Origin of the sequence: Thioclava sp. F34-6, assembly GCF_002213235.1 — a bacterium.
GTDB lineage: Bacteria > Pseudomonadota > Alphaproteobacteria > Rhodobacterales > Rhodobacteraceae > Thioclava > Thioclava nitratireducens.
Map to the genome: position 1 here is coordinate 248370 of NZ_NBOA01000007.1, position 25559 is coordinate 273928.

The window sequence follows — 25559 nt, forward strand, 5'->3', positions numbered from 1 at the left end:
GCGCGTCACAATACCAAACAATTCCTGCGTCCGGCTTGAATCGACGTCTTCCCCGCGCCACCTTGAATAGAGACGGGATGCATTTTGCGAAGGGGATCGAGATGGACCTGACAGGCAAGTTTCTGATCGCGATGCCCGGCATGGGCGATCCGCGATTCGAGCATTCGGTGATCGCCGTATGCGCCCATTCCGATGAGGGTGCGATGGGCTTGATCATCAACAAGCCCTTGCCTTCGCCGGCCTTCTCGGACCTTCTCGAAAGCCTCGATATCGACCGGCCCGGCGCGGATATCCGCCTCGATCAGCCGATCCTGTTCGGTGGCCCGGTCGAGACCGGGCGCGGCTTCGTGCTGCATTCGCCCGACTGGACGACCGGCGAGGGCCAGATGGAGGTCACCGATCGCCTGCGCATGACCGGCACGCGCGACATTCTCGAAGACATCGCGCGGGGGCGCGGCCCGAACCAGGCGCTGATGGCGCTGGGGTATGCGGGCTGGGGGCCGGGGCAGCTTGAAGAGGAAATCCTCGACAATGGCTGGCTCACCGCCGACAGCGATGCCGATCTCGCGCTCGATAGCGATCACGAGACGAAATGGGTGCGCGCGCTGGAAGGCATGGGGATTGACCCGAGGACGCTTTCGGCTGCAGCGGGGCATGCCTGAGGGCTGAACGGGGCTCCGCCCTCTCGGCGCGTCCGCGCCTCACCCCCGGGATATTTAAGCCAACACGAAGACGCAATCAGTCGCGCGGCGCCGCCGCGCGGCGCAGGCGGTCGTTGATCGCGCGACCGAGGCCGGTTTCCGGGACCGGGGCGAAGGCGAGTGTGGAAAGGCCGCGCGTCTGAGCGAGCGCATCGCCTTTGCGCAGCATAGCGAAAAGATTTGCGGCGGCTTCGGTCAGATCGCCTGAAGGCGACAGGTTCAGATCGGCGGTCTGGCAATCGCCGCCGAAGCCGATCCAGACCGCGTCGGGGCGCGGGGCGGTCACGTCCAGCAGCACGGTCGCGCCCGGCGCGTAATGCGATTTGAGCTGCCCCGGTGCATTTGGTTTGGATGCGTCACCGCCGGTGGGCAGTGGTTGGCCGATCAGTGCCTGGATATCTTCCGCAGCGACCCCGCCGGGGCGAAGCAGCGCGGGCGGATCGAGTGCGAGGATGGTGGATTCCACCCCGACCACGCAGGGGCCGCCATCGATCACCGCCGCGATTTTGCCGTCCAGCCCGTCAATCACATGCTGCGCTGTGGTCGGGCTGATCTTGCCGGAGGGGTTCGCAGAGGGCGCGGCGAGCGGCCCGCCGAATTCCGTCAGCAGCGCGCGGGCGACCGGATGCGCGGGCAGGCGGATCGCGACCGTGTCATGCCCGGCGGTCACCAGATCGGAAAGCCCGGCATCGGGGCGCAGCGGCAGCACCAGCGTCAGCGGTCCCGGCCAGTAGCGCGCGGCGATCTGGCGTGCATCGTCAGAGACCACGGCGATCTCTTCCGCCGCTTCGATCGAAGGCAGATGGACGATCAGCGGATTGAATTTCGGACGTCCCTTCGCCGCGAAGATGGCCGCCACCGCGCGGTCGTTGCGCGCATCGCCTGCAAGCCCGTAGACCGTCTCGGTCGGCATTGCGACCAGTTCGCCCGCGCGCAGCAGGGCGGCTGCCTGTGCATAGCCCTCGGCATCGGCGGAAAGGAGTTTCGTGGCTTGGCTCATGCAGTCGTGACGCAGCGTTGGAGTTGAAGGGGGCTGCCCTTGCGGTAGGGTGATGGCAACCCGACAGGACATAGACGCGCGCGCGGCAATTGCCAAGCTGCCCGGAGGAGACCCATGACTTACCGTTCCCCCGTCACCGACATTCGTTTCATCCTCGATCACGTCGTGCCGCTCGCGCCCGTCGCCGCCACCGAGATGTTCGCCGAAGCGACCCCCGATATGGTCGAGGCGATCCTCACCGAAGGCGGCAAGCTCTGCGACGAGGTGATCGCGCCGACCAATCGCGACGGCGACCTGACGCCCGCGAAACTGGAGAACGGCGTTGTCCGCTCGTCGCCCGGTTTCAAGGAGGCCTTCGCGGCGCTTGCAGAAGGCGGCTGGATTGGCATTGCGGCGACCCCGGAACATGGCGGGATGGGCCTGCCGCAGGCGCTCAACGTCGGCTTCAACGACATGCTGTCGGGCGCGAACCTCGCGCTGCAGCTCAGCCCGCTGCTGACACAGGGCCAGATCGAAGCGCTGGAGCATCACGCCTCCGACGAGATCAAGGCACTGTATCTGCCCAAGCTGATCTCGGGCGAATGGTCGGGCACGATGAACCTGACCGAGCCGGGGGCAGGCTCCGACGTGGGGGCGCTCAAGACCAAGGCGGTGCCGAATGACGACGGCACCTATGCGATCTCGGGCCAGAAGATCTACATCACCTGGGGCGACAATGATTGCGTCGAGAATACCTGCCACCTCGTGCTGGCGCGCCTGCCCGATGCGGCGCCGGGCACGAAGGGCATCAGCCTGTTCATGGTGCCGAAGCTGATCCCGGATGCCGATGGCAAGCCGGGCGTGGCGAACTCGCTGAAAGTGGTTTCGCTGGAGCACAAGCTGGGTATCCATGGCTCGCCGACCTGCGTGATGAGCTACGAGGGCGCGACCGGCTGGCTCGTCGGCGAAGAGAACAAGGGCATGGCCGCGATGTTCACGATGATGAACAACGCGCGTCTGAACGTCGGCGCGCAAGGCATCGGCGTGGCCGAAGCGGCCTATCAGCAGGCGCTGGCCTATGCGAAGGACCGGGTGCAATTCGCGCCGATCGTGGAGCATGCCGATGTGCGCCGGATGCTCTCGGGCATGAAGGCCGAGATCTTCGCGGCGCGGTCGATTGCGCTGGCCTGTGCGGTGGCGATCGACATGGGGCGTGCGACCGGCGATGCGAACTGGCAGGCCCGCGCGGCGCTGCTGACGCCGATCGCGAAGGCCTATGGCACAGATATGGGCATCCGCGTTGCCTCGACCGGGATCCAGATCCATGGCGGCATGGGCTTCATCGAGGAGACGGGCGCTGCCCAATATCTGCGCGACGTGCGGATCACCACGATTTACGAAGGCACCAACGGCATTCAGGCGATGGACCTCGTGGGCCGCAAAATGATGGACGAGGGCAAGGCCGCCTTCCGTCTGCTGCAGGAGATCGAGGACGAGGCGCAGGGCGCACGTGGCGATTTCCCGGTGCTGGCCGAAGACGTCTGGCAGGCCGCCGAGGAATTGCGCGAGCACACGGAATGGATGGTGCGCCAAGGCATGCAGGATCGTTTCGCGGGTGCCGTGCCCTATCTCGACGCCTTCGCGCGGGTGCTGGGGGGCTATTACCACCTGCGCGCCGCCATGGCCGAGGGTCGCGATTCCGCGCGCGGGCATCTGGCCGCCGTCTATATCCGCCGCCTGATGCCGGCCTATGCGGCCTCGTTGGCCGAGGCGAAGGAGGGGGCCGAGGGGCTCTACGCGCTCAGCGTCGAAGATCTCGAGGCATGAGGGGCGAGGACACCCCCGCGTCGACGAGCGGCATCCGCTATCCTTGGGCGGAGCCGCCAGATACGGGCGGCGCGATCGAGGTCGCACCCGGCGTGATGTGGATCCGGCTGCCGCTGCCCATGGCGCTCGATCACGTCAATTGCTTTGCGTTGGACGAGGGCGATAGCTGGGCGCTGGTCGATCCGGGCATCGACACGCGCAAATGTCGCGCGGCGCTGCAGGCGGCTATGGACGGACCGCTGGGTGGTAAGCCGGTCACGAAGGTTCTGGTGACCCATTACCACCCCGATCATATCGGGCTGGCAGGCTGGCTGCAGGAGCAGGGCGCGGAGCTGATAACCACGCGGACCTCGTGGCTGTTTGCGCGGATGCTGCAACTCGATCCGCAGGATCGGCCCGTGGCCGAGACCCTGACCTATTACCGCCGCGCCGGGATGGACGCGGCGCTTCTGGACAAACGCGCCAATGAACGCCCCTTCAACTTCGCCGATTGCGTTCATGCGATGCCGCTTGGTTTCACCCGGATCGTGGAGGGCGACGAGATCACCCTCGGCGGGCGGCGTTGGTCGGTGAAGATGGGCGACGGTCACGCGCCCGAACACGCGACGCTCTGGAGTTTGGACGACGATCTAGTTCTGGGCGGCGATCAGCTGCTCCCCTCGATCTCGGCCAATCTCGGTGTTTACGCGACCGAACCCGAGGCCGATCCGCTGGCGGACTGGCTTGCCTCCTGCGCGCGGTTTGCCGAGATCGCGGAGGATCGCCATCTCGTGCTGCCCGGCCACAAGCTGCCTTTCACCGGGCTGCCGCTGCGGCTGCGTCAGATGATCGAGAACCACGAGGGCGCGCTGAAACGTCTGCGCAAGCATCTCGACACCCCGCGCACCGCTTGCGATTGCTTCCCGCCGCTGTTCAAGCGCCAGATCGACGAGAGTACCCACGGGCTCGCGATGGTCGAAGCGATGGCGCATCTCAACCATCTTTGGCACAAAGGAGAGGTGAGCCGTACCTTGCGAGAGGACGGCGCCTGGCTCTGGAGCCTGAAATGACCGAAATACGCACCACCGCCGAAGCCCATGAGGAAGCTGCCCTTCCGAATGCGAAGGTGGTGCATACCTCGGAGAACGCGCCGAAGACCGCCGAGGTCAAACCGCTTCCGCCCGAACTGGCTCGGGCGCGGCCCGAGGACAAGAGCCCGGCGCAATGGGCCTATGAGCGAGTGTTGCTCTATATCCAGAACTTCGAAGAGCAGCTGCAGGAAGACGAAGAAGTCGTGCTTGGCCTCACCGGCGGCGAGGCGGGCGTCCTGCAGATCGAGGGGATCGGTTTTTTCGATCCCGACATCCTCACTTTCTACGGCACCGACGAATACGGTGCGCGCACGCAGCTCATCCAGCATGTGAACCAGCTCAACGTGATGCTGATCGCGCAACCGAAACCCGCCGAGGACGAGGCGCCGCGGCGGATCGGCTTCCGGCTCGCCCGTGCGCTGGAGGAAGAAATTGCGCCGGAGACCAAGAACCCGCAAGACGAGACGTGACAGCCTGTCGCAGCTCGGCTAGTTTTCCCTCTGGGAGATCAGCGCAATAGGGAGAACGCGCAATGGCCGAGTACAAACCGGGCAACATGGACATTCGTGACCAAGAGAGAACATTCAACGGATTTGTTCGCTTCGTCACGGTTTCGGTGATTGTGATCATCTGTTTTCTGGTGTTTCTCGCATTGGTGAATGGCTGACGCGACCGGCGCAGCTGAGAGACACTCAGAACGGGAGATCAGGTAGATGATGCGCCTGCTTCTTGTCTGCCTGATGCTGCCGCTTTTCCTGGCCGGCTGCGGTGCAGACCACATTTACGCCTCGGATGCCGAGGTCGCCAAATATCGCTATGTTTCCGACGAGCCGCCCTCGGTCACGCTTTATACCGTGATCTCGACCAATACCGGGTCGGGCGGGCATTCGGCATTGCTGATCAACGGGCGCGAACGGATCATCTTCGATCCGGCGGGCACCTGGAACCATCCCTGGGCACCCGAGCGCAACGACGTGCATTTCGGCATCACCGAGAAGATGCGGAAATTCTACATCGACTATCATGCCCGCAAGAGCTGGTACGTGCGCGCGCAGAAAATGCCACTGACGATGGCGCAGGCCGATCAGTTGATGGCGCGGGTGGAGCGCAACGGCTCTGTCAACAAGATGATGTGTGCGGATTCGGTGTCGAGCGCGCTGCGCGATATGCCGTGGCTGCACGATCAGATTCCCTTCACCTTCTCGCCGCTGAAGCTGTCGCGGGCGTTCGGAGAACTGCCGGGCGTCACCGAGAAGGATCATTACGACGACGATCCCGATGACAATTCGGGCGTGTTGATGATCCAGCAGCAGCCCTACAATCACGGTGAAACCCAGTTCAACGAGTGAACGGGTTACACATCACCTCGCCTGCGTGACAATGCGCGGGCGAGCGCGGGGCCCGCGACCAGCACCAGCAGGAATCGGGCGATCTGCATCGCCATCACGAAGGGCACATCGACCTGCGTGCCCGCCGCGATGATCGCCACCGAATCCGCGCCACCCGGGCTGGTGGCGAGATAGGCGGTCACTGGCTCTATCCCGGCGAAATAGACCAGCCCCATGGCAAAAGCGGCGCAGAGCGCGATCAGCGCGATGATCGAGCCGAGGATGCGCGGCAGAAGCCGTGCGGCATGGCCCAGCACGGCACGGGTAAAGCGCATTCCGATGCCCCAGCCGACGACCGCGTAGCTGATCGCGAGCACGGTCTGGGGCAGGGTGATCTCCAGCAGGCCCGTGGCGCTGGCGATCAAGCCGAAGGCCATCGGCAGCAGCAGCCCGCCGCCCGGAATGCGCAGCCGCACCCCCAGAAAGCCCGCCCCGATCCCGAGCGCAAGCGACTCCGCCGCGCCGAGGAAGTCGGTCGGACCCTCCTGAGCCATTGCCGTGCCAACCTCGCCGCCCTGTGCCACGCCGAAGAGCTGCACGACGGCGGTTGCGGCGATCGCGCAGCAGGCGACGCGGGTATATTGCATGACGGCGACAAGGCGCATATCGGCGCCGTAATCGTCCGACATCAGCGTCATCGCCGTCGCGGCACCGGGGGAGGAACCCCATATCGCCGTCGTGCCCGGTAACCCGCCCGCACGCGCCATCACCCAGCCGAGCGCGCTCGCCCCCAGCACGGTCGAGAGTGTCCCGGCAAGGAAGATAGGCCAGTCGCGGGCGATCTCGGGCAGGATCGAGGCGGGAAGCTTCGAGGCGATCATCACCCCCACGACACCTTGCGCGGCAACGAAGCCCAGAGGCGGCAAACGCACGGCCCCGCCGATCGCGGCGAGCGTGATCGCGGCCGCCATCGGACCCAGCAGAAACGCCGCCGAGAGATGCGCAAGGCTCAGCGCGAAAGCCAAAACTGCGGAGCTCGCAAGCAGCACGGCCCAACGCAATGCTGCGGGCCAGCGGGCGGGGGAGTATCGGAAGGGAGGCAAAGAGCGCATAGGGGCTTTGAAGAAGAAAATCATCTGTTTCCGAGCAGATAGGGCTCGTAGCGTCAAGCGCATAGCGAAATTCGAAACTTCCGCTCGGAAACCCTAATTGCGATCGAGCGCGCCGTCGTTCACGTCAAGCGGAGAATTTTCCGCTTTCTGGTTTTATCGACGTGAATTGAATTGATCCCCGCGCAAAACCCGTCACTTTGGGGCCGGTCCCGCTTTTCACTGCGGGCAATGACATATGGGAGGATTACGATGTTCCAACACATCAAGCTCGGCGCGCTCGTCGCCGGGGCGATTGCTTTGAGCGCACCCGTGGCCAAGGCCGAAAGCTTCATCAACATCCTGACCGGGGGCACCTCGGGCGTTTATTATCCGCTCGGTGTGGCTCTGTCCGAAGTCTATGGCGAGAACATGAAGGACGTGCGCGTTCAGGTGCAATCGACCAAGGCGTCGGTCGAGAACCTGAACCTGCTGCAACAGGGCCGGGGGGAGCTGGCCTTCGCACTGGGCGACTCGGTAAAGGATGCGTGGGAAGGCAATGCGGATGCGGGCTTCAAGGCCAAGCTCGGCAAGCTGCGCGCGATCGCCGCGATCTACCCGAACTACATCCAGCTCGCCGCACTCAAGGATGCCGGCGCGACCACGATCACCGATCTCAAGGGCAAGAGCCTTTCGGTCGGTGCGGCGAAATCGGGCACCGAGCTGAATGCGCGCAAGATCTTCGACGCGGCGGGCATGAGCTATGACGATCTGGGCAAGGTCGAATACCTGCCGTTCTCGGAATCGGTCGAACTGATGAAGAACCGCCAGCTCGACGCGACTTTCCAGTCCTCGGGTCTGGGCAACGCGGCGCTGAAGGATCTGTCGACCACGCAGGACGTGACCTTCGTCGAGATCCCCGCCGACATCGCCGAAAAGCTCGGTGCGCCCTACAAGGCAGGCGTGATCCCGGCAGGTACCTATCCGGGGCAGGACGCGGATGTGCCGACGGTGGCGATCACCAACATCCTCGTCACCCGCGAAGGTGTTTCGGATGAAGAGGCCTACCAGATGACGAAGCAACTCTTCGAACATCTCGACACGCTCAAGGCCGCGCATTCGGCCGCGAACGGCATCTCGCTCGAGGCGGCGGTGCAGGGCCTTCCGATCCCGCTGCATCCGGGTGCGGAGAAATACTACAAGGAGCAGGGCGTGCTGAAATAAGCCGCTAGAGCTCAGGTGAGGGGCGGCGCGCTTTTCGGGTCGCCCCTGATCATTCGGGCTAAAGCGCCCAAACCGGGGGAGGAGACAGGCATGGACAACAAAGAAGAAGCAGCGGTCGACGCGGCGGTGCACGATCCGCTGGCTGGCGGCTTTCCGCAATCGCGCGAGGGGCGGGCGCTGTTCTGGCTCGCGGTCGCTTTCTCGGTCTGGCAGATCGCCTTCGCCGCCCATGTCATCAACCCCTCGAGCCAGATTGCGCGGGCCGTCCATGTGGGCTTCCTGCTCGCGCTCGGCTTTCCGCTGCTTGCCATCGCCCGAGGCTTCGGTCCGGTCGGACGCTCCATCGCCTATATCCTGGCCGCAGCCGGAGTCGCTGTCGCCGCCTATCAATGGATCGAATACACGCCGCTTCTGCTGCGCGCGGGTGATCCGAACACGCTCGACCTCGTGGTCGGCTGCGTGCTTCTGATCACCGTCTTCGTCGCCGCCTGGATGCTGATGGGTCCGGCGCTGCCGATCATCGCGGGCACGTTCTTCCTCTATGCCATGTTCGGCCAACACCTGCCGTCACCGTTGAACCATCGCGGCTACGCCTTCGAGCAGGTGATCGAACAGATGAGTTTCGGCACCGAAGGCATCTACGGTATCCCGACCTATGTGTCGGCAACTTATATCTTCCTGTTCATCCTCTTTGGCGCCTTCCTCGAGAAAGCCGGGATGATCAAGCTGTTCACCGATGTCTCGCTCGGTATGGTCGGGCACAGGATGGGCGGGGCCGCGAAGGTCTCGGTCCTGTCTTCGGGGCTGATGGGCACGATCTCGGGCTCGGGCGTCGCCAATGTCGTGACCACCGGGCAGTTCACGATCCCTCTGATGAAGAGCTTCGGCTACCGCTCCGCCTTCGCGGGCGGCGTCGAGGCCACGTCTTCGATGGGCGGGCAGATCATGCCGCCGGTGATGGGCGCTGTGGCCTTCATCATGGCAGAGACGCTGGGCGTCGATTACGTCGAGGTCGTCAAGGCCGCGCTGATCCCGGCAATCCTCTATTTCGCGGGGGCGTTCTGGATGGTCCATCTGGAGGCCGGAAAGCGCGATCTGCGGGGCCTTGCGAAATCCGAACTGCCGAGCCCGCGCAAGGCGCTGAAAGAGGGGTGGTATCTGCTGCTGCCTCTGGCCGTGCTCGTCTACCTGCTGTTCACCGGCTACACGCCGCTTTTCGCGGGTACCGTGGGCCTGTCGCTCACGGGCCTCCTGATTCTCGGCGGGTCGGTCGCGCTCGGCCTGCCCAATCAGGTGCTGCGTGTGATCTTCTGGGTCGTGCTGGCGCTGGTCGCGGCGGCTTTCTTCGAATTCGGCATCTGGGCGGTGCTGCTGGCCATCGCGGTGCTGATCGCGATCAACGTCTTCTCGAAGGGCGGGCGCGAAACCTTGGCGCTCTGTCGCGACAGCCTCGCTGATGGCGCGCGGACCGCGCTTCCCGTCGGCATTGCCTGCGCGCTCGTCGGCGTGATCATCGGCGTTATGACCCTGACGGGGGCCGCGACCACCTTCGGGCAGTTCATCGTCGGCGTCGGCAAATCGAGCCTGTTCCTGTCGCTGATCCTGACCATGATCACCTGCATCGTGCTGGGCATGGGGATTCCCACGATCCCGAATTACATCATCACCTCCTCGATCGCGGGCCCGGCGCTTCTGAACCTCGGCGTACCGCTGATAGTCAGCCACATGTTCGTCTTCTATTTCGGAATCCTCGCGGACCTGACGCCCCCCGTGGCGCTCGCCTGTTTCGCGGCGGCCCCCATTGCGAAGGAGAGCGGTCTGAAGATCAGCTTCGAAGCGATCAAGGTCGCCGCCGCAGGTTTCGTCGTGCCCTTCATGGCGGTCTACACGCCCGCGCTGATGCTGCAGGATGGTGGGCCACTCGCCGCCGCGATCGGCTATTGGCCGGCGGTCGCCTACATCGTGATCAAGGCGCTGCTGGCGCTGTCGCTCTGGGGTGTTGCGGTGATCGGCTGGCTGGGCCGCCCGCTGGCGATCTGGGAGCGCGCGCTGGCCATGGTCGCGGGCTTCACCCTGATCGCGGCGTTGCCGCTGACCGACGAGATCGGCTTCGCACTCGTCGCCGCGTTCGGCGCGGCGCTCTGGCTGGGCCGCAAGCGGGCGATGGCATGAGCGCCTCCTGCCTGATGGTCGGCGCCGCGATGGTGGCGCTGGCGAGCGATGGTCAGTTCTCGCTCCAATGGATGCATTCGGTCGAGCATGAGGGCTGGCGCGAACATTGGAAGGTGACCGACCATGACACGCTGCGCCTCGTCGGCGCGGCGGTGAAAGGCTCGGGTGCCGGGATGGAGCCGGGTCCGGGTGGTCATTTCGAGGATGGCTGGTGGGTCTGGACGACCGATGGTCCGGATGTGCCCGCGCTGACCCTCGCGGCTTCCGGCGCCACGATCTCGGGCTGGACGCTCTGCTCGAAGAAATGCGAAACCATAGGTGCCGATCGCGAGGCCCCGATCCACATCGCCCCCTGCGACTGACCGGAGTTCCGAGTAGCGACTGGTCGGCCTCGACCGCGCCGTTTTTTTCGTGAGTTGTCGTGAATCGTATTGTGAACGGCGCCAGAAATCGGATACGAATGATTCATATATAGATGATTGTATTCATTCAGAGATTTCATGACCTATCCGTTTCAAAAACGGCGCAGGGGTTAGCCAGTGCGCTGCGCTGGAGGCCGCCTGCGATATTTTTTCATCCGGGATAGTCGCCGGGCCGAATGCGCCGATGCAAACCTTCCTCAAACGAGACCTCGGCATCACCGCGCGCGAACCTCTGAGCCTGTCAATGGTCCCGGGCGGACGCCTCTTGCGCGCGCCGGTCCTCTCGGCCACCGCCCGTTGGGCGGCGCAAGCCACCGTGCTCCGGCCTCGCGTCAAGCGCCTGCCGAACCTGAGGCAACTCCGCGGAGATCAAAGCCCGGAAAAGGCATCCGTGTGAATCCGCCTGCGACGGACGCCGCAATTTCGAAGTGTCTTTCGGAAGCCGGCGACCATCGCGCTCGCTCCGGACACGTAGACACGCCGTTCGTCCAGATCGGGAACGCATTCGCGTAGTTTCGTCTCGTCCATTCGGCCCTCGACCACCGTGCCGGGGAGGGTCGAGGCGTCGCCGGGGGGCCCGGAAACCGCGTAGACAACTTTCATTCCGAGTTCGCTTCGCGCGCGCGTCAGCAGCTCTCGATATGCGACCTCGTCAGCCGACCTGTTCGCGTAGACCAGCACGATATCGCGTTTCTCGCCGCGTTCGAGGAGATCGGCGATCATGCTCCGGAACGGGGTGATTCCGATCCCTCCCGCGATGAAGAGGAGCTTCTTCTCACGTTGTCGGGGCAGGACGAAGGTGCCGGCGATCTGGGAGCCATAGATCGGGTCGCCTTCCTGCATCTCCAGGAGCCCACGCTTGAACTCGCTGCCGTCGGGGGTGAACTTGACGCCGACACGCACCGAAGACGCCCCGGGGGCGGAGGCGATGGTGAAGGTTCTGCGATTGCCGCGAGTGTCGGATTTCGGCAGTCCCAGCGTCCAGTCGAGATACTGTCCCGCGCGGAATTTCAGGGCGCGGTCCGACTGAAAGACGAACTCGTAGCAGTTCGCAGCGATCTCCTCGACACCGATCAGCTTCATCTTGAAGCGTCCCTTCGGACTCGCGGCCCAGGCGTAGATATTGGCCACGAGGAAGGCCAATTCCGGAGAGAAATATAGCGTCCCGATATGGATGTTCGAGCAGGACAACACACCGACGATGGCCGCATAGACATGCCGCGACCAACGGCCATGGGCGGCTGTCAGGGGCTCGGTGAGCATCGCGAAGCCGGCGAAGAACAGCGGCGAGTAGAGGAGCGTTTGTTGCAGCGCCATGCCCATCATGCCCGGGGGCGTCGTCGCGATGACCGCCGCGAGGTTCGACAGGATGTAGACCGCGATCATGCCGAGGCGCTCTATCTTGTAGCCGACGAGCAGCCCGCCGAGGATCACCAGAGGCAACAGTTGCGGCGTGCCGCCGACCCACCACAAGGCCGGGGTGTTGAGCCCGATCCCCCCGACGACGGCACCGAGCGCCACCGGGTTGAAGATGTGTTTGTGCCCGATCGTCAGGATGAATTTTGAGGCGATGGCTGCGACCGACGCGAGCACGATCGCGGCGAGCGTCGTCGGGTCGGCAATATCCGCTGGCGGCATGATGAGCGCGAGGATCAGGGCCGTAATATGCACGGATTCCGAATTCGTCGGCAGCTTGAGCACAATGCTGAAAAGCCGGTTCGTGACCCATGCGCTCGCGACCGCAAGCACGAGCGACAAAAGCAGACCGGCAGGGTCGAGGAATGTCGCTCCAGTCATCCCCGCGGCAAGTCCGCCGACGAACAGGAGCCCGAGATAATAGACCATCAACCGATACATGGTGACGCCATTCAACGCACGTCTGATCAGCCTCATCATGAGAAGACAAACTCCTTGAAACCGGTCGTTTGCACGGCCGTGCCATCGCGGTGGATCTGGTAGGCTTCGACGCCCTCGAGGTCTTCGATGTAGTAAACGCCCGCGTCACCCATCGCGAAGGCCGCCGTGGCATGCAGGTCCGCGACGAGGACGTCACTTCCGATTACGGTGATGCTGACGGGGCCTTCGATCCGGCGGGCGCGATCATGCGGGTCATAGATGTGATCGCCACGGATGTAGTTTCCCGAGGTCGCAACGCCTTGTCCCCTCGGCTTGACGGCTTTGACGATCTCCTGCGGCGCGAAAGGATTGCGGATACCGATCGACCATTCCTGTCGCGACGCATCGCGTCCGCCGACTTGTATATCGCCACCGGCGTCGATGCAGAAATCCGCGAACCCCTCTCTCTCGATCAATTGGGCCGCGCCGAGGATCGCCCAACCCTTCACGACACCCGAGGGATCAATGGTCCCGTCGTTGCGCCTTATGTCGAAATACCCGTCCGTGAACTCTCGCATGCGATGCGCAATTTCCAGCACGTCGCGCATTTGGGAACTGAGTGCGGACTCCCCGACCTCGCCCGCATTGAAGCGCGACACTTCGCTGTCCGGCCGGAACGGACTGAAGCGTATATCGACGTCGGTGAAGAAATCGAACACGCGCTCGTGAATGCCTGTGTGCTCTGAATTCGGGATGTCGAGCGTGATCGGCATTCCCATGATGAGCCGCGTCTCGACTGTCATGGCCGGGCTATTTCAGGGATTTCCGCAGCGCATCATGGACCGAGTTCAGAAAAGCCTGGCTCGTGAGCGTAGCGCCGGAGATGTAGGAGACGTTGGTATTCTGCGCCATGACGATCTCGCGTTCGAGCATCGGCAGGGCCTTGCTGTTGATATATCGGCTGGTCCTGCGATCCGTCGGTGCCCTCAGGATGTCGATGGAGGAAATTTTTCCGTTTTTCACATGGGCTTGGGCCTGCACATAGCCATAGTATTGACGGACGGGCGAACCAGTCCATGTGCCATCCTGATACTGCGCTCCGTCAGGCAGCGCCTGAGGCTGCGAGAAGCTCGAGAAAAAACCTGCCGATGCCGCGGTCGAACTGAGCAGCACCGCGAGAATACTGGCTGAAAGAGCATTTGGTAACTTCCAACGCGTCATTTTGGACCTCCTGACGTACCTTTCGTTTCCGGCCCGGTGAATTCGATCTGACGGTCGCTCAAGTGACCCGTGGCCTGTAGTAAAGATACGTCCTCGACCCCGATATTGAAGTCGCGCCCGTTCCCCTTTGCGTGAGGCGAACGTGCGTGAAAATGTGATGTGACATACCGACGGGCGCTGAGACGCGGCGCCTTCGATCAGGTGGTGGAAGACAAGAGGACCCTCTCGAAAACCCTCGCCCTAATGTGGGTCAGGATCGCGATGTAGCGCTCGGGACGCTAACGGAATTCGATTTTCGAAGGGGAAGTGGTGCTGCTGGAGAGACTTGAACTCTCGACCTCTCCCTTACCAAGGGAGTGCTCTACCGCTGAGCTACAGCAGCGCCGGTTTCGGTCCGTCGCTTCGACCGTGGCGGGGATTTAGACGCAATCGCGCGGGGGTGCAAGGGCAAATCTTGCTCTCTCTCGACAGGATTTCGCAGGCGGGTTAAACGGGGCGCCATGACAGGCGGTAAGAAAGACGGATCGGGCACGTCCCGCGAGGCGGGGTTGAGCCGCGAAGAGCGTCGGGCGCAGGCGCTCCGGGCGAATCTGCAGCGGCGCAAGGCGCAGGCGCGCGCGCGCAAATCCGAATCCAAGCCGCCGAATAACAACGAATCCGAGGGCAGTTGAAATGGACAGCATCGTCGTACGCGGCAACGGGCCTCTTTCCGGCCAAATCCCGATCGCGGGGGCGAAGAACGCCTGTCTCGCGCTGATGCCGGCCACGCTTCTGAGCGATGAGCCGCTGACCCTGACCAATGCGCCGCGCCTGTCGGACATCCGCACGATGACCGAATTGCTGGCCTCTCTCGGCGCGGAAGTGACCGCGCTGCAGGAGGGAAAGGTGCTCGCAACCTCGTGCCATGGCGAGATCAACCCGGTCGCGGATTATGAAATCGTGCGCAAGATGCGCGCGTCGAATTTGGTGCTGGGGCCGCTGCTGGCACGTCTGGGCCATGCGGTCGTCTCGCTGCCCGGCGGTTGCGCGATTGGCGCGCGTCCGATGGATATCCATGTCGATGCGCTCGCGGCGCTCGGCGCGGAGATCGAGCTGAAGGACGGCTATCTGCATGCCGAAGCGAAGGGTGGACTGAAAGGCGCGACACATGAGATGCGCTTCGCCTCGGTCGGCGCCACCGAGAACTTCCTGATGGCGGCCTCGCTCGCCAAGGGCACATCGGTGCTGAAGAACGCCGCGCGCGAGCCGGAGATCGTCGATCTCGCGAAATGCCTGCGGGCAATGGGGGCGCAGATCGAGGGTGACGGTACCTCGGAGATCGTGATCGAGGGCGTGGATCGGCTGCACGGCGCCACGCACCCGGTGGTCGCCGACCGGATCGAACTGGGCACCTACATGCTCGCGCCCGCGATCTGCGGCGGCGAGGTGGAATGTCTGGGGGGGCGAATCGATCTGCTGGAGAGCTTCTGCGAGAAGCTCGATGCGGCGGGTATCTCGGTCGAGCAGACCCATACCGGCCTCAAGGTCGCGCGCAAGAACGGCCGCATTCGTGCCGTCGACGTGACGACCGAGCCTTTCCCCGGCTTCCCGACGGATCTTCAGGCGCAGATGATGGCGCTTCTTTGCACCGCCGAGGGCACCAGCGTTCTGGAAGAGAAGATTTTCGAGAATCGCTTCATGCACGCGCCCGAGCTTATGCGGATGGGCGCGAATATAGAGGTCCATGGCGGCCATGCGACGGTCCATGGCGTCGACAAGCTCAAGGGCGCGCCGGTGATGGCAACCGATCTGCGGGCCTCCGTGTCGCTGATCCTCGCGGGGCTGGCCGCCGAGGGCGAGACCGTCGTCAGTCGTGTCTATCACCTCGATCGCGGCTATGAGCGCGTCGAGGAGAAGCTGGCGGGCGTCGGCGCCCATATCGAGCGCGTGAAAGCGAATTGATCGGCTGGCAATCCCCGCCATCTCCCCCATATCGAATGCAGAGGTGACCGAATGACCCGTGACGCGAAATTCGAAGAGGGTGGCGAAGGCGCGATCGCGCTGCGCGCCGAGACCAAGGACGACCTGCCCGTGATTGCGGCGCTGGTGCAGGACGCCGTGCTGCCGATCACCGAGATCGCGTGGGAGGCGAAATCCCGTCGTCTCGCGCTGCTGATCAATCGCTTCCGCTGGGAAGACAAGGAGCAGGCCGAGGCCGAGAAGCGGCCCTACGAGCGCGTGCGCTCTCTGCTGGTGATCTCGGACGTCACCCATGTCGCGAGCATGGGCATCGATCGGTCGGATCGCGACGTGGTGCTCTCGATCCTCGATATCACCTTCGAGGAGGCCGAAGACGGGGCGGGGCGTGTGACCCTGACGCTGGCGGGCGATGGTGCGCTGGCGGCGGATGTCGAATGTCTCGATGTCGATCTGCGTGATGTGGAGCGGCCTTATCGCGCACCCTCCGGCAAGGTGCCGCATCATCCCGAGTGAGCCGAGTTTTGCCGCCGGGGTTGCCTCCGGCGGAGATATTTTCGCCAAGTCGAATTGGAATTGCCTTTGCGGGCAGCGTCGTGCTTGCGGGGCAGGGCGGGAGTCTCTAATCCGAAAAGCGGAAAAGGAGACTGTCGATGCCGCATTTTCTGGACACGCGCGAAGATGGGTTTGAAGCCCGGTTTGTCGAACTTCTGGGGATGAAGCGCGAGGACAGTCCCGATGTGGATGCTGTCGTGGCCGAGATCATAGCAGATATCCGCAAGCGAGGCGATGCGGCACTGATCGAGCTGACCGCGAAATTCGATCGGCTGGAGCTGACGCCCGAGACGCTGGCTTTCTCTCCCGACGAGATCGAGGCCGAGGTCGCGAAAGTGCCTGCCGAGGAGTGCGCGGCGCTGGAACTGGCGGCCGAGCGTATCCGCGCCTATCACGAGCGTCAGATGCCGCATGACGCGCGCTGGATCGATGCGAGCGGGGCGGAGCTTGGCTGGCGCTGGGGACCGGTTTCGGCGGCGGGGCTCTATGTGCCCGGCGGATTGGCGAGCTATCCCTCTTCGGTGCTGATGAACGCGATCCCGGCGAAGGTCGCGGGCGTCGAGCGGCTTGTGGTCGCCTGCCCGACGCCGGGCGGGGCGGTGAACCCGTTGGTGCTGCTGGCGGCGCAACTCGCGGGAGTCGATACGGTTTACCGGATGGGCGGCGCGCAGGCGATTGCAGCGCTGGCCTACGGGACCGAGACGGTCACGGCGGTCGACAAGATCACCGGGCCGGGCAACGCTTTCGTCGCGGCGGCAAAGCGCCGCGTGTTCGGGCGCGTGGGCATCGACATGATCGCGGGGCCGTCCGAAATCCTCGTGATCGCGGACGGCACGGGCGATCCGGACTGGATCGCGCTCGACCTGATGAGCCAGGCCGAGCATGACGAGAGCGCGCAGGCGATCCTGATCACCACCGACGAGGCCTTCGGCAAGGCGGTTGTGGCGGCGGTCGAAAAACGGCTCGAGACGCTGGAGCGCCGCGCCATCGCGGGCGCCAGCTGGCGCGATTTCGGGGCGGTGATCGTCGCGCGGGATCTGATGGAGGCAGCCGAGCTGTCGAACCGGGTGGCCCCCGAGCATCTGGAACTTTGCGTCGCCGATCCCGATTGGCTGGCGGAAGCGATCACACACGCGGGTGCCATTTTCCTTGGTGCCTACACGCCCGAAGCGATCGGCGACTATATTGGCGGGCCGAACCACGTTCTGCCCACGGCGCGCTCGGCGCGGTTTTCCTCAGGCCTCTCGGTGATGGATTTCATCAAGCGCACGACCATGGCGAAGATGACGCCCGGCGCGCTGAAGGCGATCGGCCCTTCGGCGGAGATTCTGGCGAAATCGGAAAGCCTCGAGGCGCATGGGCTGTCGGTGCGTGCGCGGCTCGATGCGCTCAATGACGAAGGGGAGGGGTGATGGCCCGGATTTCGCATATCCAGCTGGACACGAGCGGCCTTCCCGCGCCCTCGCCCGAGATCGAGCAGGAGCGCAAGGTCGCGATCTACGACCTGCTCGAGGATAACAGCTTCGACATCCCGGGTCGTGACGGCCAACCCGCGCCGGAAGGGCCGTTCACGTTGACGCTGGCAGTGCGCGACCGGCGGCTGGTCTTCGACACCGAAACCGAGAGCGGCGCGAAAGTGGCGGAGTTCCATCTGTCCTTCGGCCCGTTCCGGCAGGCGGTGAAGGACTATTTCCAGATCTGCGAGAGCTATTTCGAGGCGGTCAAGAAACTGCCGCCCAGCCAGATCGAAGCGATCGACATGGCGCGGCGCGGCATACACAACGAAGGCGCGCGCATCCTGCAGGAACGCCTCGAAGGCAAGGCCGAGATCGACATCGACACGGCGCGGCGCCTCTTCACCCTCGTTGCCGTTCTCGCCCCGAGGTAATCGGAATGGGCGAGATCCCCAACTCCGTTCTTTTTGCGTGCGATCATAACTCCACGCGCTCCCCGATGGCCGAGGGGATGATGAAGAAATTTTACGGCACCGAATGTTACGTGCAGTCAGTGGGCGTGAAGGCCGATCTGGAGATCGACGGGTTCACCATCGCGGTGATGGCGGAGATCGGCGTCAATCTGGAGCGACACCGCGCGCGCTCTTTCACCGAGTTGCAGGAATGGGGCGACGATCTGTCGGCCTTCGATCTGGTGATCGCACTTTCGCCCGCCTCGCAGCGTCAGGCGTTGGAACTGACGCGGTTTTTCCATCTCGACGTGGAATATTGGCCGATTCTCGACCCGACCGGGATTGGCGAGACGCGCGAGGCCAAACTCGCTGCCTATCGCGACACCCGCGACCAGATCCGTCGTCATCTCATCGACCGTTTCGGCCCCCCTCAGGAGTAAGACCATGCCTCGCGCCCGCGCTCTCGACACGATCACGCGTTACTACGATGCCTTCAACGAAGGCGATACCAAGGCGATGGAGCGGCTGCTGGGCGAGCCCTTTGCGCATCATGTGAACGAGGGGAAAATCCGCCACGGGATCGAGGCGTTCCGCGAATTCAACGCGCATATGAGCCGCTGCTATCGCGAGCAACTGACCGACATGGTGATCATGGCGAACGATGCCGGCACCCGCGGTGCGGCAGAGTTCATCGTGAACGGCGTCTATCTGGAGACCGATGACGGGCTGCCCGAGGCGCATGGGCAAAGCTATGTCCTGCCGGCGGGGGCGTTCTTCACGCTCGACGAGGGCAAGATCACGCGCGTCGTCACCTATTACAACCTCGCAGACTGGATCGCGCAGGTTTCGTGATGGAGGTGCGGCGGTTGACCGGTGAGGCGCTGGATGCGGCGCTTGACGACGTGGCGCGGCTGCGGATCGCGGTCTTCCGGGACTGGCCCTACATCTATGACGGCTCGCTGGAGTATGAGCGGCGTTATATCCAGAGCTACCGCGAGAGCGATGCGGCGGTGGTCGTCGGCGCGTTCGACGGGACGACATTGGTTGGAGCGGCCACGGGCACGCCGCTGGAAGATCACGCCGATGATTTCGCGGCACCTTTCGCAGGCACCGGGTTGCAGCTGGTAGACGTGTTCTACTGCGCCGAGTCGGTGCTGCTGCCCGACTATCGCGGGCAGGGGCTCGGTCACGCCTTCTTCGACCACCGCGAGGCCCATGCGCGCGAGCTGGGGCGCGGTCATTCGGTCTTCTGCTCGGTGATCCGGCCCGACGATCATCCGCTCAAGCCCGCCGATTACCGCCCGCTCGACGGGTTTTGGCGCAAGCGGGGCTATGCGCCGATGGAGGGCGTAATCGCGCGGTTCAAATGGACCGATTTGAGTGAGGATCAGCAGACCGAGAAGGCGCTGCAATTCTGGGGACGCCCGCTGTGAGCCGCGATGTGACGATAGCCGCGGCGGCCTATCCGCTCGACTGGTTCGACGATTGGGCGGGCTACGCGGCGAAGGTTACGACTTGGGTGACCGAGGCCGCGGGGCAGGGCGCGCTGCTTCTGGTTTTTCCCGAATACGGCGCGATGGAGTTGGCCAGCCTCGGCGGTGCAGAGGTTGCGGCTGACCTGGAAGCCGCGCTGGCGCATGTCGCCGGATTACGCGCGGATATGGAGACGCTGTTCGCAAATCTCGCGGCAAAACATGGCGTGCATATCCTCGCCCCCTCCGGCCCCGTCATCGACGGCACCAAACGCGTGAACCGGGCGAGCCTGTTCGGTCCCGGCGGGCTGATCGGGCATCAGGACAAGGCGATCATGACGCGGTTCGAGCGCGAGATCTGGCATGTCGATGCGGGCGAGGGGCTGGTGCTTTTCGACACCGCGCTCGGCAAGATCGGGGTCACCATCTGCTACGACAGCGAATTCCCCCTGCTGGCGCGCGCGCTGGCCGAGGCGGGGGCAGAGATCATCCTCGTGCCCTCCTGCACCGACACGCTCGCGGGCTATAACCGGGTGCGGATAGGTGCGATGGCGCGGGCGCTGGAAAACCAATGCGTGACCGTTCAGGCGCCGGCCGTGGGCGATGCGCTTTGGTGCCCGGCGGTGGACGAGAACCGGGGCACGGCTGCGATCTTCGCACCGCCCGATGGGCTTTGGCCCGAAAGCGGGATTGTGGCCGAAGGGGCCCCCGACTCACCCGGCTGGACCTTCGCGACGGTGGACTTGGATCGCGTCGCGCAAAGCCGGACTGCAGGAGCTGTTTTGCTCTACAAACATTGGTCCGAGCAGTCTGATGCGGCCCAAATAATCCGGATCGCCTCGGAAAACCCCGCTTAGCCTTGACATTCCCCTTGAATTTCGCGGCTTACGGGCGCATTTAAACGCTCGCCCGCGAATTGCGCGGGAAACCATTTACGGAGTGACCATGGCCAAGGAAGAAATGCTCGAATTTCCCGGTGTCGTGAAGGAACTCCTGCCTAACGCGACGTTTCGGGTCGAGCTGGAAAACGGCCATGAGATCATCGCGCATATGGCAGGCAAGATGCGTAAGAACCGCATCCGCGTTCTGGCAGGCGACAAGGTTCAGGTGGAAATGAACACCTACGACCTCACGAAGGGTCGTATCAACTACCGCTTCAAGTGAAGCTGATCCTCGGCTCGGCGAGCCCGCGGCGGCGAGAGCTTCTGGCCCAGCTCGGGCTGGAGCCTTTTGACGTGCGCCCCGCCGATATCGACGAAACGCCGTTCAAAGGCGAGGCCGCGCGCGACTATGTCGCTCGCATGGCCCGCGAGAAAGCGATGGCGCTCGATGTGGCCGACGACGAGGTGCTGTTGAGCGCCGATACAACGGTGACCTGCGGGCGCCGTATCTTGGGCAAACCCGAAGACGAGAAGGAGGCGGCGGAGTTCCTCTGGCTGCTCTCCGGGCGTCGGCACCATGTGTTTACCGCCGTGGCGATCCGCACGGCGCAGGGCCTGCGCGAGCGGCTCGTCGATACGGTGGTGAAGTTCAAACCGCTTAGCGACGAGGACGTGAACGGCTATCTCGCCTCGGGCGAGTGGCACGGCAAGGCGGGTGGCTACGCCATCCAGGGGCGCGGCGGCGCGTTCGTGCCGTGGATCCAGGGCTCGTTCACCGCGGTCGTGGGGTTGCCGCTCGCAGAAACCGCAACGCTGCTCGCAAGCGCGGGCATTCGAGGGGAAGTGTAATGCAGGGGCGTGTGGTTCTGCTGGACGAAATCGCCGGTCGCGAAGCGGCGGCGCTGATGGTCGACGGGCAACTCGAAGACCTGATCATCGACACTTCCGACGAGATCAGCTTTGCCCCCGGCGCGATTCTGCGCGGCACGATCGGTCGCCAGATGAAAGGGCAGGGCGGCGTCTTCGTCGATCTACCCGAAGGCGCGCGCGGCTTCCTGAAAGAGGTGAAGGGGCTCGCCCCGGGCCAGACCGTGATCTGCATGGTCTCCGGCGGCACCGAGCCCGGCAAGGCGCTGCCTGTGACGCTGCGGGTGCTGTTCAAGTCGCGCTACGCCATCGTCACCCCCGGCGCGCCCGGCATCAACGTCTCCCGGCGGATCCATGAAGAGAATCTGCGCGCCGATCTGCAGGCAGCAGCCGAGGCGGTGATGGAAGGCTCGGATATGGGCGTGATCCTGCGCTCTGCCGCGGCCCATGTGGCGCTCGATGAGGTGGCAGAAGATGTCGCCGCGATGCGCGAGCTGGCCGAGGCCGTGACTAACGATACTGAAGGCGGGCCGGAGCTGCTCGTCGACGCGCCCGATCCGCATGAAGAAGCCTGGCGCGACTGGGCCGAACCGGTGCCCGACGAGGTGATCGAAGGCGGGTTCGACGATTACGGCGTCGCCGACGCGATCGAAGCGCTTCTGCACCCGCGGGTCGACCTGCCGGGCGGGGCGCATCTGATGATCGAGCCGACCCGTGCCTTGATCTCGGTCGACGTCAATACGGGCAACGACACGTCGCCCGCCGCGGCGCTGAAGGCGAATATCGCCGCGGCCCGAGAGTTGCCGCGTCAGCTGCGCCTGCGCGGCCTTGGGGGGCAGGTCGTGATCGACTTCGCCCCGATGCCCAAGCGCGACCGTCAGGCGCTGGAGCAGCAGCTGCGCCGCGCCGTAAAAGGCGAGCCAGAGACCTCGCTCGCAGGCTGGACGCCGCTGGGCAATTTCGAGATGCAACGCAAGCGCGACCGCGTGCCGCTCGCACGTCTCTTGCGGGGCCAGACGACGGAGGCGATATGAGCTGCCCAATCTGCGGCAAGGAGGCCGACCCGAAATACCGCCCCTTCTGTTCAAAGCGCTGTGCCGACGTCGATCTGGCGCGCTGGCTGAACGGCTCCTACGTCATTCCCGGCGATATCGCCGAGGAAGAAGAGCGCGCGCCGACCGGCCTCGCGGGCGATGATTTGCCCCCCGGCAAGCCGCACTGAAAACCTTTCGCAAGATCGCGGAATTTTCTGCGAAATCCCTCTGGACACCCCCCGCGCCCTCGTCTAGTAACCGCTCCACCAAGACCGAAAGGTCGAAGTGCCCGGATAGCTCAGTTGGTAGAGCAGCGGATTGAAAATCCGCGTGTCGGTGGTTCGAATCCGCCTCCGGGCACCACTTAAATACCTGATATTTAGCGAAGCTTTTGCCTTACCTTGCGTTGGGTCTGCTGGCATTTCGGTCGAAATTGGCCTGGGACTCCGCCGGGGCTCCTTTCCCCAAACTACCAGATATCCGACACGTCATGCGGGTCGGGCACCGAATCTTCTGAGGAGTTCGCTTCCCTTGCGCGGCACGTCGAAGGCAAGATTGTCAGGTCTGCGCGCCTGCTTCATTCGCCACGCATTCTTTCTGCCGGACCAAAGTTGCGCGGATCCACCTTAAGACAGGAAATCAGCGCGCGGTTCGACTGCTCGGTCGCACGAAGATGGACGGCACTCGATAGTCTGGTTTCGAACTCGAAGAAGACCTCGCGATTTCCGAGGCTATAGCGATCTGATTATTTGGGCCGCCGTTCATAGCGCCCGCAGCTGCCATGCGTCGAAGACTTCTAGGTTTCTATGGGCTGAACTTTCTGCGGCTTGTGGCTACTGCCGGATCAGGCGCACCGTGAACCCACCGGCACTCATGGCGAATGTGGCGAGCTTGCGGGCGGTATAAGCAAGCTGCACATCGAACGACTTGAAGTAAAACGGAAAGACATACCCAGGCCCCATCGCAACTTTGTAGGACATGTCGCAGATCACCGTGTCATCGTTTTGCTTCTTCGCCGTCGTGGCCATCTGAACCACGCGTCGGCCATCATACATGGCCATCGGCGAAGGACAGGTTTCACCGTTTGCCAGCTTTGCGAAGAATTCGGTCGGGGAGATCACGCCGGGGGGAACTTTTCCGGCGTCCGTCATCTCCGTCATTTCAGAGTGTGGGGTAATTGTCACGGCAGTCACGGTGTCCGCTTTACGGACGATCGCGATATCGCGTGTTTCGCTGCCCCGGCTCGTCCCAAGGTAATCGACCTCCTTACCTTTGGCCTGCGTCACCGCCTCGAAGGTTCCGTCGTCCAAGCCGAACGGCGTGTTGTCGAGCGATAGCCGCAGCGTCGCATTGCTGCCTTGTCCTTCGAATTGCAGCGAGCCCAAGGGGCGGCGGCCCAGCGTGACATTGTAGATTTGCTTTTCGGCCGCAGCCGGTCCGGCCAGCAGGCCGGACAAAGCCGCAGCAAGAAGGAGAATACGTGTCATGAAATATCCGTAGTGTGCCGACATTCGCCGCGAAAGGTAAAGCTTGCCGATAAATGCGCTTCCGAAAAAAGGAATGCCAGCCTTGAATTTCTGACCGTTTGGCGCATGAGATATAGTGTGCGGGAAAACTTGCAGGAAATTGCATAGTCTTCTGGCCGCAGCAATTGGGAGGAATGCATGCTGCAAGCGCCCGAAGACGGGAGCGATCCGCTCAGGGCGGCGCGTATTCTCATCGTCGATGACGAGCCGGGGATGCGACATTTCCTCGTCAACACGCTGAATCCCCTCGCACGCCATGTGGACAGCGCAGAAGACACCCGCGCCGCCGAAGCGATGCTCGCGGTGCGCCAATATGACATAATGGTTCTCGACAATATCATGCCGGGGCAGAAAGGTCTCGACTGGCTTCAGGCGCAGCGCTCCAAGGGCGGCTTTACCGATACGATCCTGATAACGGCCTATGCCGATTTGCAGACGGCGATCGAGGCCATGCGTGCGGGTGCCTCGGACTTCCTGATCAAACCTTTCCGCTCGAACCAGATCCTGAACGCTCTGCGCAAGTGTCTGGAACTGGCGAAGTTGAGACGCGAAAATGCGCTTTTGCGGCGGGAACTGGAGACGGCCGCCAGCGGCAATCGCCGCAAGGAACTGATCGGGGCCTCGCCTGTAATTGCTGAGGTCCGAGCGCTGTTGGAGCGCGTGGCACCCTTGTCGACGCCGGTGCTCATCACCGGCCCGTCCGGGTCGGGCAAAGAAGTCGCCGCGCGCCATCTGCATGGCCGGTCCGGGCGCGGCGCGTCCCCATTCGTCGCGATCCAGTGCGGCGCCATCCCGGCGGACATGATCGAATACGAATTGTTCGGTCACGGCGCCGGAGCCTTTAACGGCGCACAGGCCGGACGCGAGGGATTGCTTGCTCAGGCCTCGGGAGGGACCGTTTTCCTCGACGATGTCAGCGAGTTGAGCGCAAACGCGCAGACGGCGCTTCTGCGCGTGCTCGAAGACGGCGTGATCCGACCCATCGGCACCGGTCGCGACGTGCAACTGGACCTGCGCTTTGTCATCGCGTCCAGCAAGTCGCTGCAAAAGGCTGTCCAAGAGGGTCATTTCCGCGAGGACCTGCTGTTTCGCATTAACGTCATCGAGGTGGCCATGCCCCCTCTCAAGGATCGCGGCACCGATGTTCTGGACCTCGCCGAGCTGTTCCAGACCGAAATCGCGGCAGCGCTCAACCTACCGATGGTCGAGATGACCTCCGCAGTCAGGTCGGCCATGCTGCGCCACGACTGGCCTGGAAATATTCGTGAGCTGCACAATTTCGTCGAGCGCGCGCTGATCTTTGGGCGGTTCCCGCTGGAAACGCTCGGGGACGCCATTGCGCCGGGCGAAATTGCGCCACTGGAGGACATGGAAAAGCGCGAAATTCTTCGCGCTCTCGAGGCGCTTGGCGGTAACAGGGCCGAGGCCGCGCGGCGCTTGGGTGTCTCGCGCAAGACGATTGACCGAAAATGCGCGACCTGGGGCCTGTAGGTA

28 protein-coding genes and 2 tRNA genes are annotated in these 25559 nt (G+C 63.7%); 23 read left to right on the forward strand and 7 right to left on the reverse strand.

Translation table 11 applies throughout. The annotated features are described in order from the left end of the window. The first annotated feature begins 101 nt into the window (after positions 1-101). The gene (locus tag B6V72_RS16160) at positions 102-662 is read left to right on the forward strand and encodes a YqgE/AlgH family protein (protein ID WP_075776024.1); all 561 of its coding nucleotides are present in this window, start codon (positions 102-104) and stop codon (positions 660-662) included. A 76-nt stretch (positions 663-738) separates the two neighbouring features. Here the strand turns inward: B6V72_RS16160 and B6V72_RS16165 are convergent, their stop codons facing one another. Next, the gene (locus tag B6V72_RS16165) at positions 739-1701 is read right to left on the reverse strand and encodes an L-threonylcarbamoyladenylate synthase (RefSeq protein ID WP_088736002.1); all 963 of its coding nucleotides are present in this window, start codon (positions 1699-1701) and stop codon (positions 739-741) included. Positions 1702-1815: 114 nt separating this feature from the next. On the opposite strand from B6V72_RS16165, the gene B6V72_RS16170 reads away from it, so the two are divergent. From B6V72_RS16170 to B6V72_RS16190, 5 genes are all read left to right on the forward strand, one after another. After that, complete coding sequence (locus B6V72_RS16170) at positions 1816-3507, forward strand: acyl-CoA dehydrogenase (RefSeq protein WP_088720329.1); 1692 nt, start codon at positions 1816-1818, stop codon at positions 3505-3507. Further along, positions 3504-4556, forward strand: coding sequence for an MBL fold metallo-hydrolase (locus B6V72_RS16175; protein ID WP_088736003.1), 1053 nt, complete (start codon positions 3504-3506; stop codon positions 4554-4556). The genes B6V72_RS16170 and B6V72_RS16175 overlap by 4 nt, the downstream gene beginning before the upstream one ends. Continuing rightward, positions 4553-5047 carry a DUF6173 family protein gene (locus tag B6V72_RS16180; RefSeq protein ID WP_075775974.1) on the forward strand — a complete coding sequence of 165 codons (495 nt, stop codon included), beginning with the start codon at positions 4553-4555 and terminating at the stop codon, positions 5045-5047. The genes B6V72_RS16175 and B6V72_RS16180 overlap by 4 nt, the downstream gene beginning before the upstream one ends. Before the next feature lie 62 nt (positions 5048-5109). Then, the gene (locus B6V72_RS16185) at positions 5110-5244 is read left to right on the forward strand and encodes an aa3-type cytochrome c oxidase subunit IV (RefSeq protein WP_075775975.1); all 135 of its coding nucleotides are present in this window, start codon (positions 5110-5112) and stop codon (positions 5242-5244) included. Between the two features lie 46 nt (positions 5245-5290). Next, the gene (locus B6V72_RS16190) at positions 5291-5926 is read left to right on the forward strand and encodes a hypothetical protein (RefSeq protein WP_233243098.1); all 636 of its coding nucleotides are present in this window, start codon (positions 5291-5293) and stop codon (positions 5924-5926) included. A gap of 5 nt (positions 5927-5931) precedes the next feature. Here B6V72_RS16190 and B6V72_RS16195 read toward each other — a convergent pair whose 3' ends face one another. Next, a complete protein-coding gene (locus B6V72_RS16195) occupies positions 5932-6954 on the reverse strand; it encodes an AbrB family transcriptional regulator (protein ID WP_240497743.1) in 1023 nt (340 codons plus the stop codon). A 312-nt stretch (positions 6955-7266) separates the two neighbouring features. Between B6V72_RS16195 and B6V72_RS16200 the strand changes: the two genes are divergently transcribed. From B6V72_RS16200 to B6V72_RS16210, 3 genes are all read left to right on the forward strand, one after another. Then, a complete protein-coding gene (locus tag B6V72_RS16200; RefSeq protein WP_075775976.1) occupies positions 7267-8217 on the forward strand; it encodes a TAXI family TRAP transporter solute-binding subunit in 951 nt (316 codons plus the stop codon). A 90-nt stretch (positions 8218-8307) separates the two neighbouring features. Then, positions 8308-10389: a TRAP transporter permease gene (locus B6V72_RS16205; protein WP_088736004.1), complete on the forward strand. Its 2082-nt coding sequence runs from the start codon at positions 8308-8310 to the stop codon at positions 10387-10389. After that, positions 10386-10751 (forward strand): DUF1850 domain-containing protein, encoded by a 366-nt coding sequence (locus tag B6V72_RS16210; protein WP_088736005.1) that lies wholly within the window; start codon positions 10386-10388, stop codon positions 10749-10751. Before B6V72_RS16205 ends, B6V72_RS16210 begins: the two co-directional genes overlap by 4 nt. Positions 10752-11180: 429 nt before the next feature. On the opposite strand, the gene B6V72_RS16215 is transcribed toward B6V72_RS16210, so the two are convergent. From B6V72_RS16215 to B6V72_RS16230, 4 genes are all read right to left on the reverse strand, one after another. Next, a complete protein-coding gene (locus B6V72_RS16215; protein ID WP_088736006.1) occupies positions 11181-12707 on the reverse strand; it encodes a hypothetical protein in 1527 nt (508 codons plus the stop codon). Further along, entirely contained in the window at positions 12704-13426 is a 723-nt protein-coding gene (locus B6V72_RS16220) for an FAD:protein FMN transferase (RefSeq protein WP_206185804.1), read from the reverse strand. Before B6V72_RS16220 ends, B6V72_RS16215 begins: the two co-directional genes overlap by 4 nt. Before the next feature lie 31 nt (positions 13427-13457). Further along, positions 13458-13868 (reverse strand): FMN-binding protein, encoded by a 411-nt coding sequence (locus B6V72_RS16225; protein ID WP_075775981.1) that lies wholly within the window; start codon positions 13866-13868, stop codon positions 13458-13460. A 307-nt stretch (positions 13869-14175) separates the two neighbouring features. Then, a tRNA-Thr gene (locus B6V72_RS16230) sits at positions 14176-14250 on the reverse strand. A 290-nt stretch (positions 14251-14540) separates the two neighbouring features. Between B6V72_RS16230 and murA the strand changes: the two genes are divergently transcribed. The 13 genes from murA to B6V72_RS16295 all read left to right on the forward strand — a co-directional run bounded on the left by murA (position 14541) and on the right by B6V72_RS16295 (position 22902). Next, the gene (murA, locus tag B6V72_RS16235; protein WP_075775987.1) at positions 14541-15809 is read left to right on the forward strand and encodes a UDP-N-acetylglucosamine 1-carboxyvinyltransferase; all 1269 of its coding nucleotides are present in this window, start codon (positions 14541-14543) and stop codon (positions 15807-15809) included. A gap of 51 nt (positions 15810-15860) precedes the next feature. Continuing rightward, positions 15861-16340 (forward strand): DUF2948 family protein, encoded by a 480-nt coding sequence (locus B6V72_RS16240; protein ID WP_088736008.1) that lies wholly within the window; start codon positions 15861-15863, stop codon positions 16338-16340. 137 nt (positions 16341-16477) lie between these two features. Then, the gene (gene hisD / locus B6V72_RS16245; RefSeq protein ID WP_088736009.1) at positions 16478-17791 is read left to right on the forward strand and encodes a histidinol dehydrogenase; all 1314 of its coding nucleotides are present in this window, start codon (positions 16478-16480) and stop codon (positions 17789-17791) included. Then, complete coding sequence (locus tag B6V72_RS16250; RefSeq protein WP_075775990.1) at positions 17791-18267, forward strand: UPF0262 family protein; 477 nt, start codon at positions 17791-17793, stop codon at positions 18265-18267. Before hisD ends, B6V72_RS16250 begins: the two co-directional genes overlap by 1 nt. Positions 18268-18272: 5 nt before the next feature. Further along, positions 18273-18725 carry a low molecular weight phosphatase family protein gene (locus tag B6V72_RS16255; RefSeq protein ID WP_075775991.1) on the forward strand — a complete coding sequence of 151 codons (453 nt, stop codon included), beginning with the start codon at positions 18273-18275 and terminating at the stop codon, positions 18723-18725. A gap of 4 nt (positions 18726-18729) precedes the next feature. Further along, on the forward strand, positions 18730-19137 hold the full coding sequence (locus B6V72_RS16260; protein ID WP_075775992.1) for a ketosteroid isomerase-related protein: 408 nt from the start codon (positions 18730-18732) through the stop codon (positions 19135-19137). Continuing rightward, positions 19137-19718: a GNAT family N-acetyltransferase gene (locus tag B6V72_RS16265; RefSeq protein ID WP_088736010.1), complete on the forward strand. Its 582-nt coding sequence runs from the start codon at positions 19137-19139 to the stop codon at positions 19716-19718. The genes B6V72_RS16260 and B6V72_RS16265 overlap by 1 nt, the downstream gene beginning before the upstream one ends. Positions 19719-19726: 8 nt before the next feature. Then, positions 19727-20614: a carbon-nitrogen hydrolase family protein gene (locus B6V72_RS16270; RefSeq protein ID WP_088736064.1), complete on the forward strand. Its 888-nt coding sequence runs from the start codon at positions 19727-19729 to the stop codon at positions 20612-20614. An 88-nt stretch (positions 20615-20702) separates the two neighbouring features. Then, positions 20703-20921 carry a translation initiation factor IF-1 gene (gene infA, locus B6V72_RS16275; protein WP_010397442.1) on the forward strand — a complete coding sequence of 73 codons (219 nt, stop codon included), beginning with the start codon at positions 20703-20705 and terminating at the stop codon, positions 20919-20921. Further along, positions 20918-21487, forward strand: a complete 570-nt coding sequence (locus tag B6V72_RS16280; RefSeq protein WP_075775994.1) for a Maf family protein — start codon at positions 20918-20920, stop codon at positions 21485-21487. Before infA ends, B6V72_RS16280 begins: the two co-directional genes overlap by 4 nt. Continuing rightward, positions 21487-22539 (forward strand): ribonuclease E/G, encoded by a 1053-nt coding sequence (locus tag B6V72_RS16285; protein ID WP_088736011.1) that lies wholly within the window; start codon positions 21487-21489, stop codon positions 22537-22539. The genes B6V72_RS16280 and B6V72_RS16285 overlap by 1 nt, the downstream gene beginning before the upstream one ends. Then, positions 22536-22727 (forward strand): DNA gyrase inhibitor YacG, encoded by a 192-nt coding sequence (gene yacG, locus B6V72_RS16290; RefSeq protein ID WP_088720315.1) that lies wholly within the window; start codon positions 22536-22538, stop codon positions 22725-22727. Before B6V72_RS16285 ends, yacG begins: the two co-directional genes overlap by 4 nt. 99 nt (positions 22728-22826) lie before the next feature. Next, a tRNA-Phe gene (locus B6V72_RS16295) sits at positions 22827-22902 on the forward strand. 470 nt (positions 22903-23372) lie between these two features. On the opposite strand, the gene B6V72_RS16305 is transcribed toward B6V72_RS16295, so the two are convergent. Further along, a complete protein-coding gene (locus tag B6V72_RS16305; protein ID WP_146696212.1) occupies positions 23373-24026 on the reverse strand; it encodes a hypothetical protein in 654 nt (217 codons plus the stop codon). Between the two features lie 177 nt (positions 24027-24203). Here B6V72_RS16305 and B6V72_RS16310 point away from each other — a divergent pair, with 177 nt between their 5' ends. Then, positions 24204-25556: a sigma-54 dependent transcriptional regulator gene (locus B6V72_RS16310; RefSeq protein WP_088736013.1), complete on the forward strand. Its 1353-nt coding sequence runs from the start codon at positions 24204-24206 to the stop codon at positions 25554-25556. The last annotated feature ends 3 nt before the right edge of the window (positions 25557-25559 follow it).

Bases quoted from the DNA above. Each gene is read 5' to 3' on its own strand.
- B6V72_RS16220 (WP_206185804.1), bottom strand. From the start codon at position 13,426: ATGGGAATGCCGATCACGCTCGACATCCCGAATTCAGAGCACACAGGC.
- B6V72_RS16210 (WP_088736005.1), top strand. From the start codon at position 10,386: ATGAGCGCCTCCTGCCTGATGGTCGGCGCCGCGATGGTGGCGCTGGCG.
- yacG (WP_088720315.1), top strand. From the start codon at position 22,536: ATGAGCTGCCCAATCTGCGGCAAGGAGGCCGACCCGAAATACCGCCCC.
- B6V72_RS16255 (WP_075775991.1), top strand. From the start codon at position 18,273: ATGGGCGAGATCCCCAACTCCGTTCTTTTTGCGTGCGATCATAACTCC.
- B6V72_RS16260 (WP_075775992.1), top strand. From the start codon at position 18,730: ATGCCTCGCGCCCGCGCTCTCGACACGATCACGCGTTACTACGATGCC.
- B6V72_RS16285 (WP_088736011.1), top strand. From the start codon at position 21,487: ATGCAGGGGCGTGTGGTTCTGCTGGACGAAATCGCCGGTCGCGAAGCG.
- B6V72_RS16170 (WP_088720329.1), top strand. From the start codon at position 1,816: ATGACTTACCGTTCCCCCGTCACCGACATTCGTTTCATCCTCGATCAC.
- B6V72_RS16160 (WP_075776024.1), top strand. From the start codon at position 102: ATGGACCTGACAGGCAAGTTTCTGATCGCGATGCCCGGCATGGGCGAT.
- B6V72_RS16250 (WP_075775990.1), top strand. From the start codon at position 17,791: ATGGCCCGGATTTCGCATATCCAGCTGGACACGAGCGGCCTTCCCGCG.
- hisD (WP_088736009.1), top strand. From the start codon at position 16,478: ATGCCGCATTTTCTGGACACGCGCGAAGATGGGTTTGAAGCCCGGTTT.
- B6V72_RS16190 (WP_233243098.1), top strand. From the start codon at position 5,291: ATGATGCGCCTGCTTCTTGTCTGCCTGATGCTGCCGCTTTTCCTGGCC.
- B6V72_RS16310 (WP_088736013.1), top strand. From the start codon at position 24,204: ATGCTGCAAGCGCCCGAAGACGGGAGCGATCCGCTCAGGGCGGCGCGT.
- B6V72_RS16200 (WP_075775976.1), top strand. From the start codon at position 7,267: ATGTTCCAACACATCAAGCTCGGCGCGCTCGTCGCCGGGGCGATTGCT.
- infA (WP_010397442.1), top strand. From the start codon at position 20,703: ATGGCCAAGGAAGAAATGCTCGAATTTCCCGGTGTCGTGAAGGAACTC.
- B6V72_RS16225 (WP_075775981.1), bottom strand. From the start codon at position 13,868: ATGACGCGTTGGAAGTTACCAAATGCTCTTTCAGCCAGTATTCTCGCG.
- B6V72_RS16240 (WP_088736008.1), top strand. From the start codon at position 15,861: ATGACCCGTGACGCGAAATTCGAAGAGGGTGGCGAAGGCGCGATCGCG.
- B6V72_RS16180 (WP_075775974.1), top strand. From the start codon at position 4,553: ATGACCGAAATACGCACCACCGCCGAAGCCCATGAGGAAGCTGCCCTT.
- murA (WP_075775987.1), top strand. From the start codon at position 14,541: ATGGACAGCATCGTCGTACGCGGCAACGGGCCTCTTTCCGGCCAAATC.
- B6V72_RS16265 (WP_088736010.1), top strand. From the start codon at position 19,137: ATGGAGGTGCGGCGGTTGACCGGTGAGGCGCTGGATGCGGCGCTTGAC.
- B6V72_RS16215 (WP_088736006.1), bottom strand. From the start codon at position 12,707: ATGATGAGGCTGATCAGACGTGCGTTGAATGGCGTCACCATGTATCGG.
- B6V72_RS16165 (WP_088736002.1), bottom strand. From the start codon at position 1,701: ATGAGCCAAGCCACGAAACTCCTTTCCGCCGATGCCGAGGGCTATGCA.
- B6V72_RS16185 (WP_075775975.1), top strand. From the start codon at position 5,110: ATGGCCGAGTACAAACCGGGCAACATGGACATTCGTGACCAAGAGAGA.
- B6V72_RS16175 (WP_088736003.1), top strand. From the start codon at position 3,504: ATGAGGGGCGAGGACACCCCCGCGTCGACGAGCGGCATCCGCTATCCT.
- B6V72_RS16205 (WP_088736004.1), top strand. From the start codon at position 8,308: ATGGACAACAAAGAAGAAGCAGCGGTCGACGCGGCGGTGCACGATCCG.
- B6V72_RS16305 (WP_146696212.1), bottom strand. From the start codon at position 24,026: ATGACACGTATTCTCCTTCTTGCTGCGGCTTTGTCCGGCCTGCTGGCC.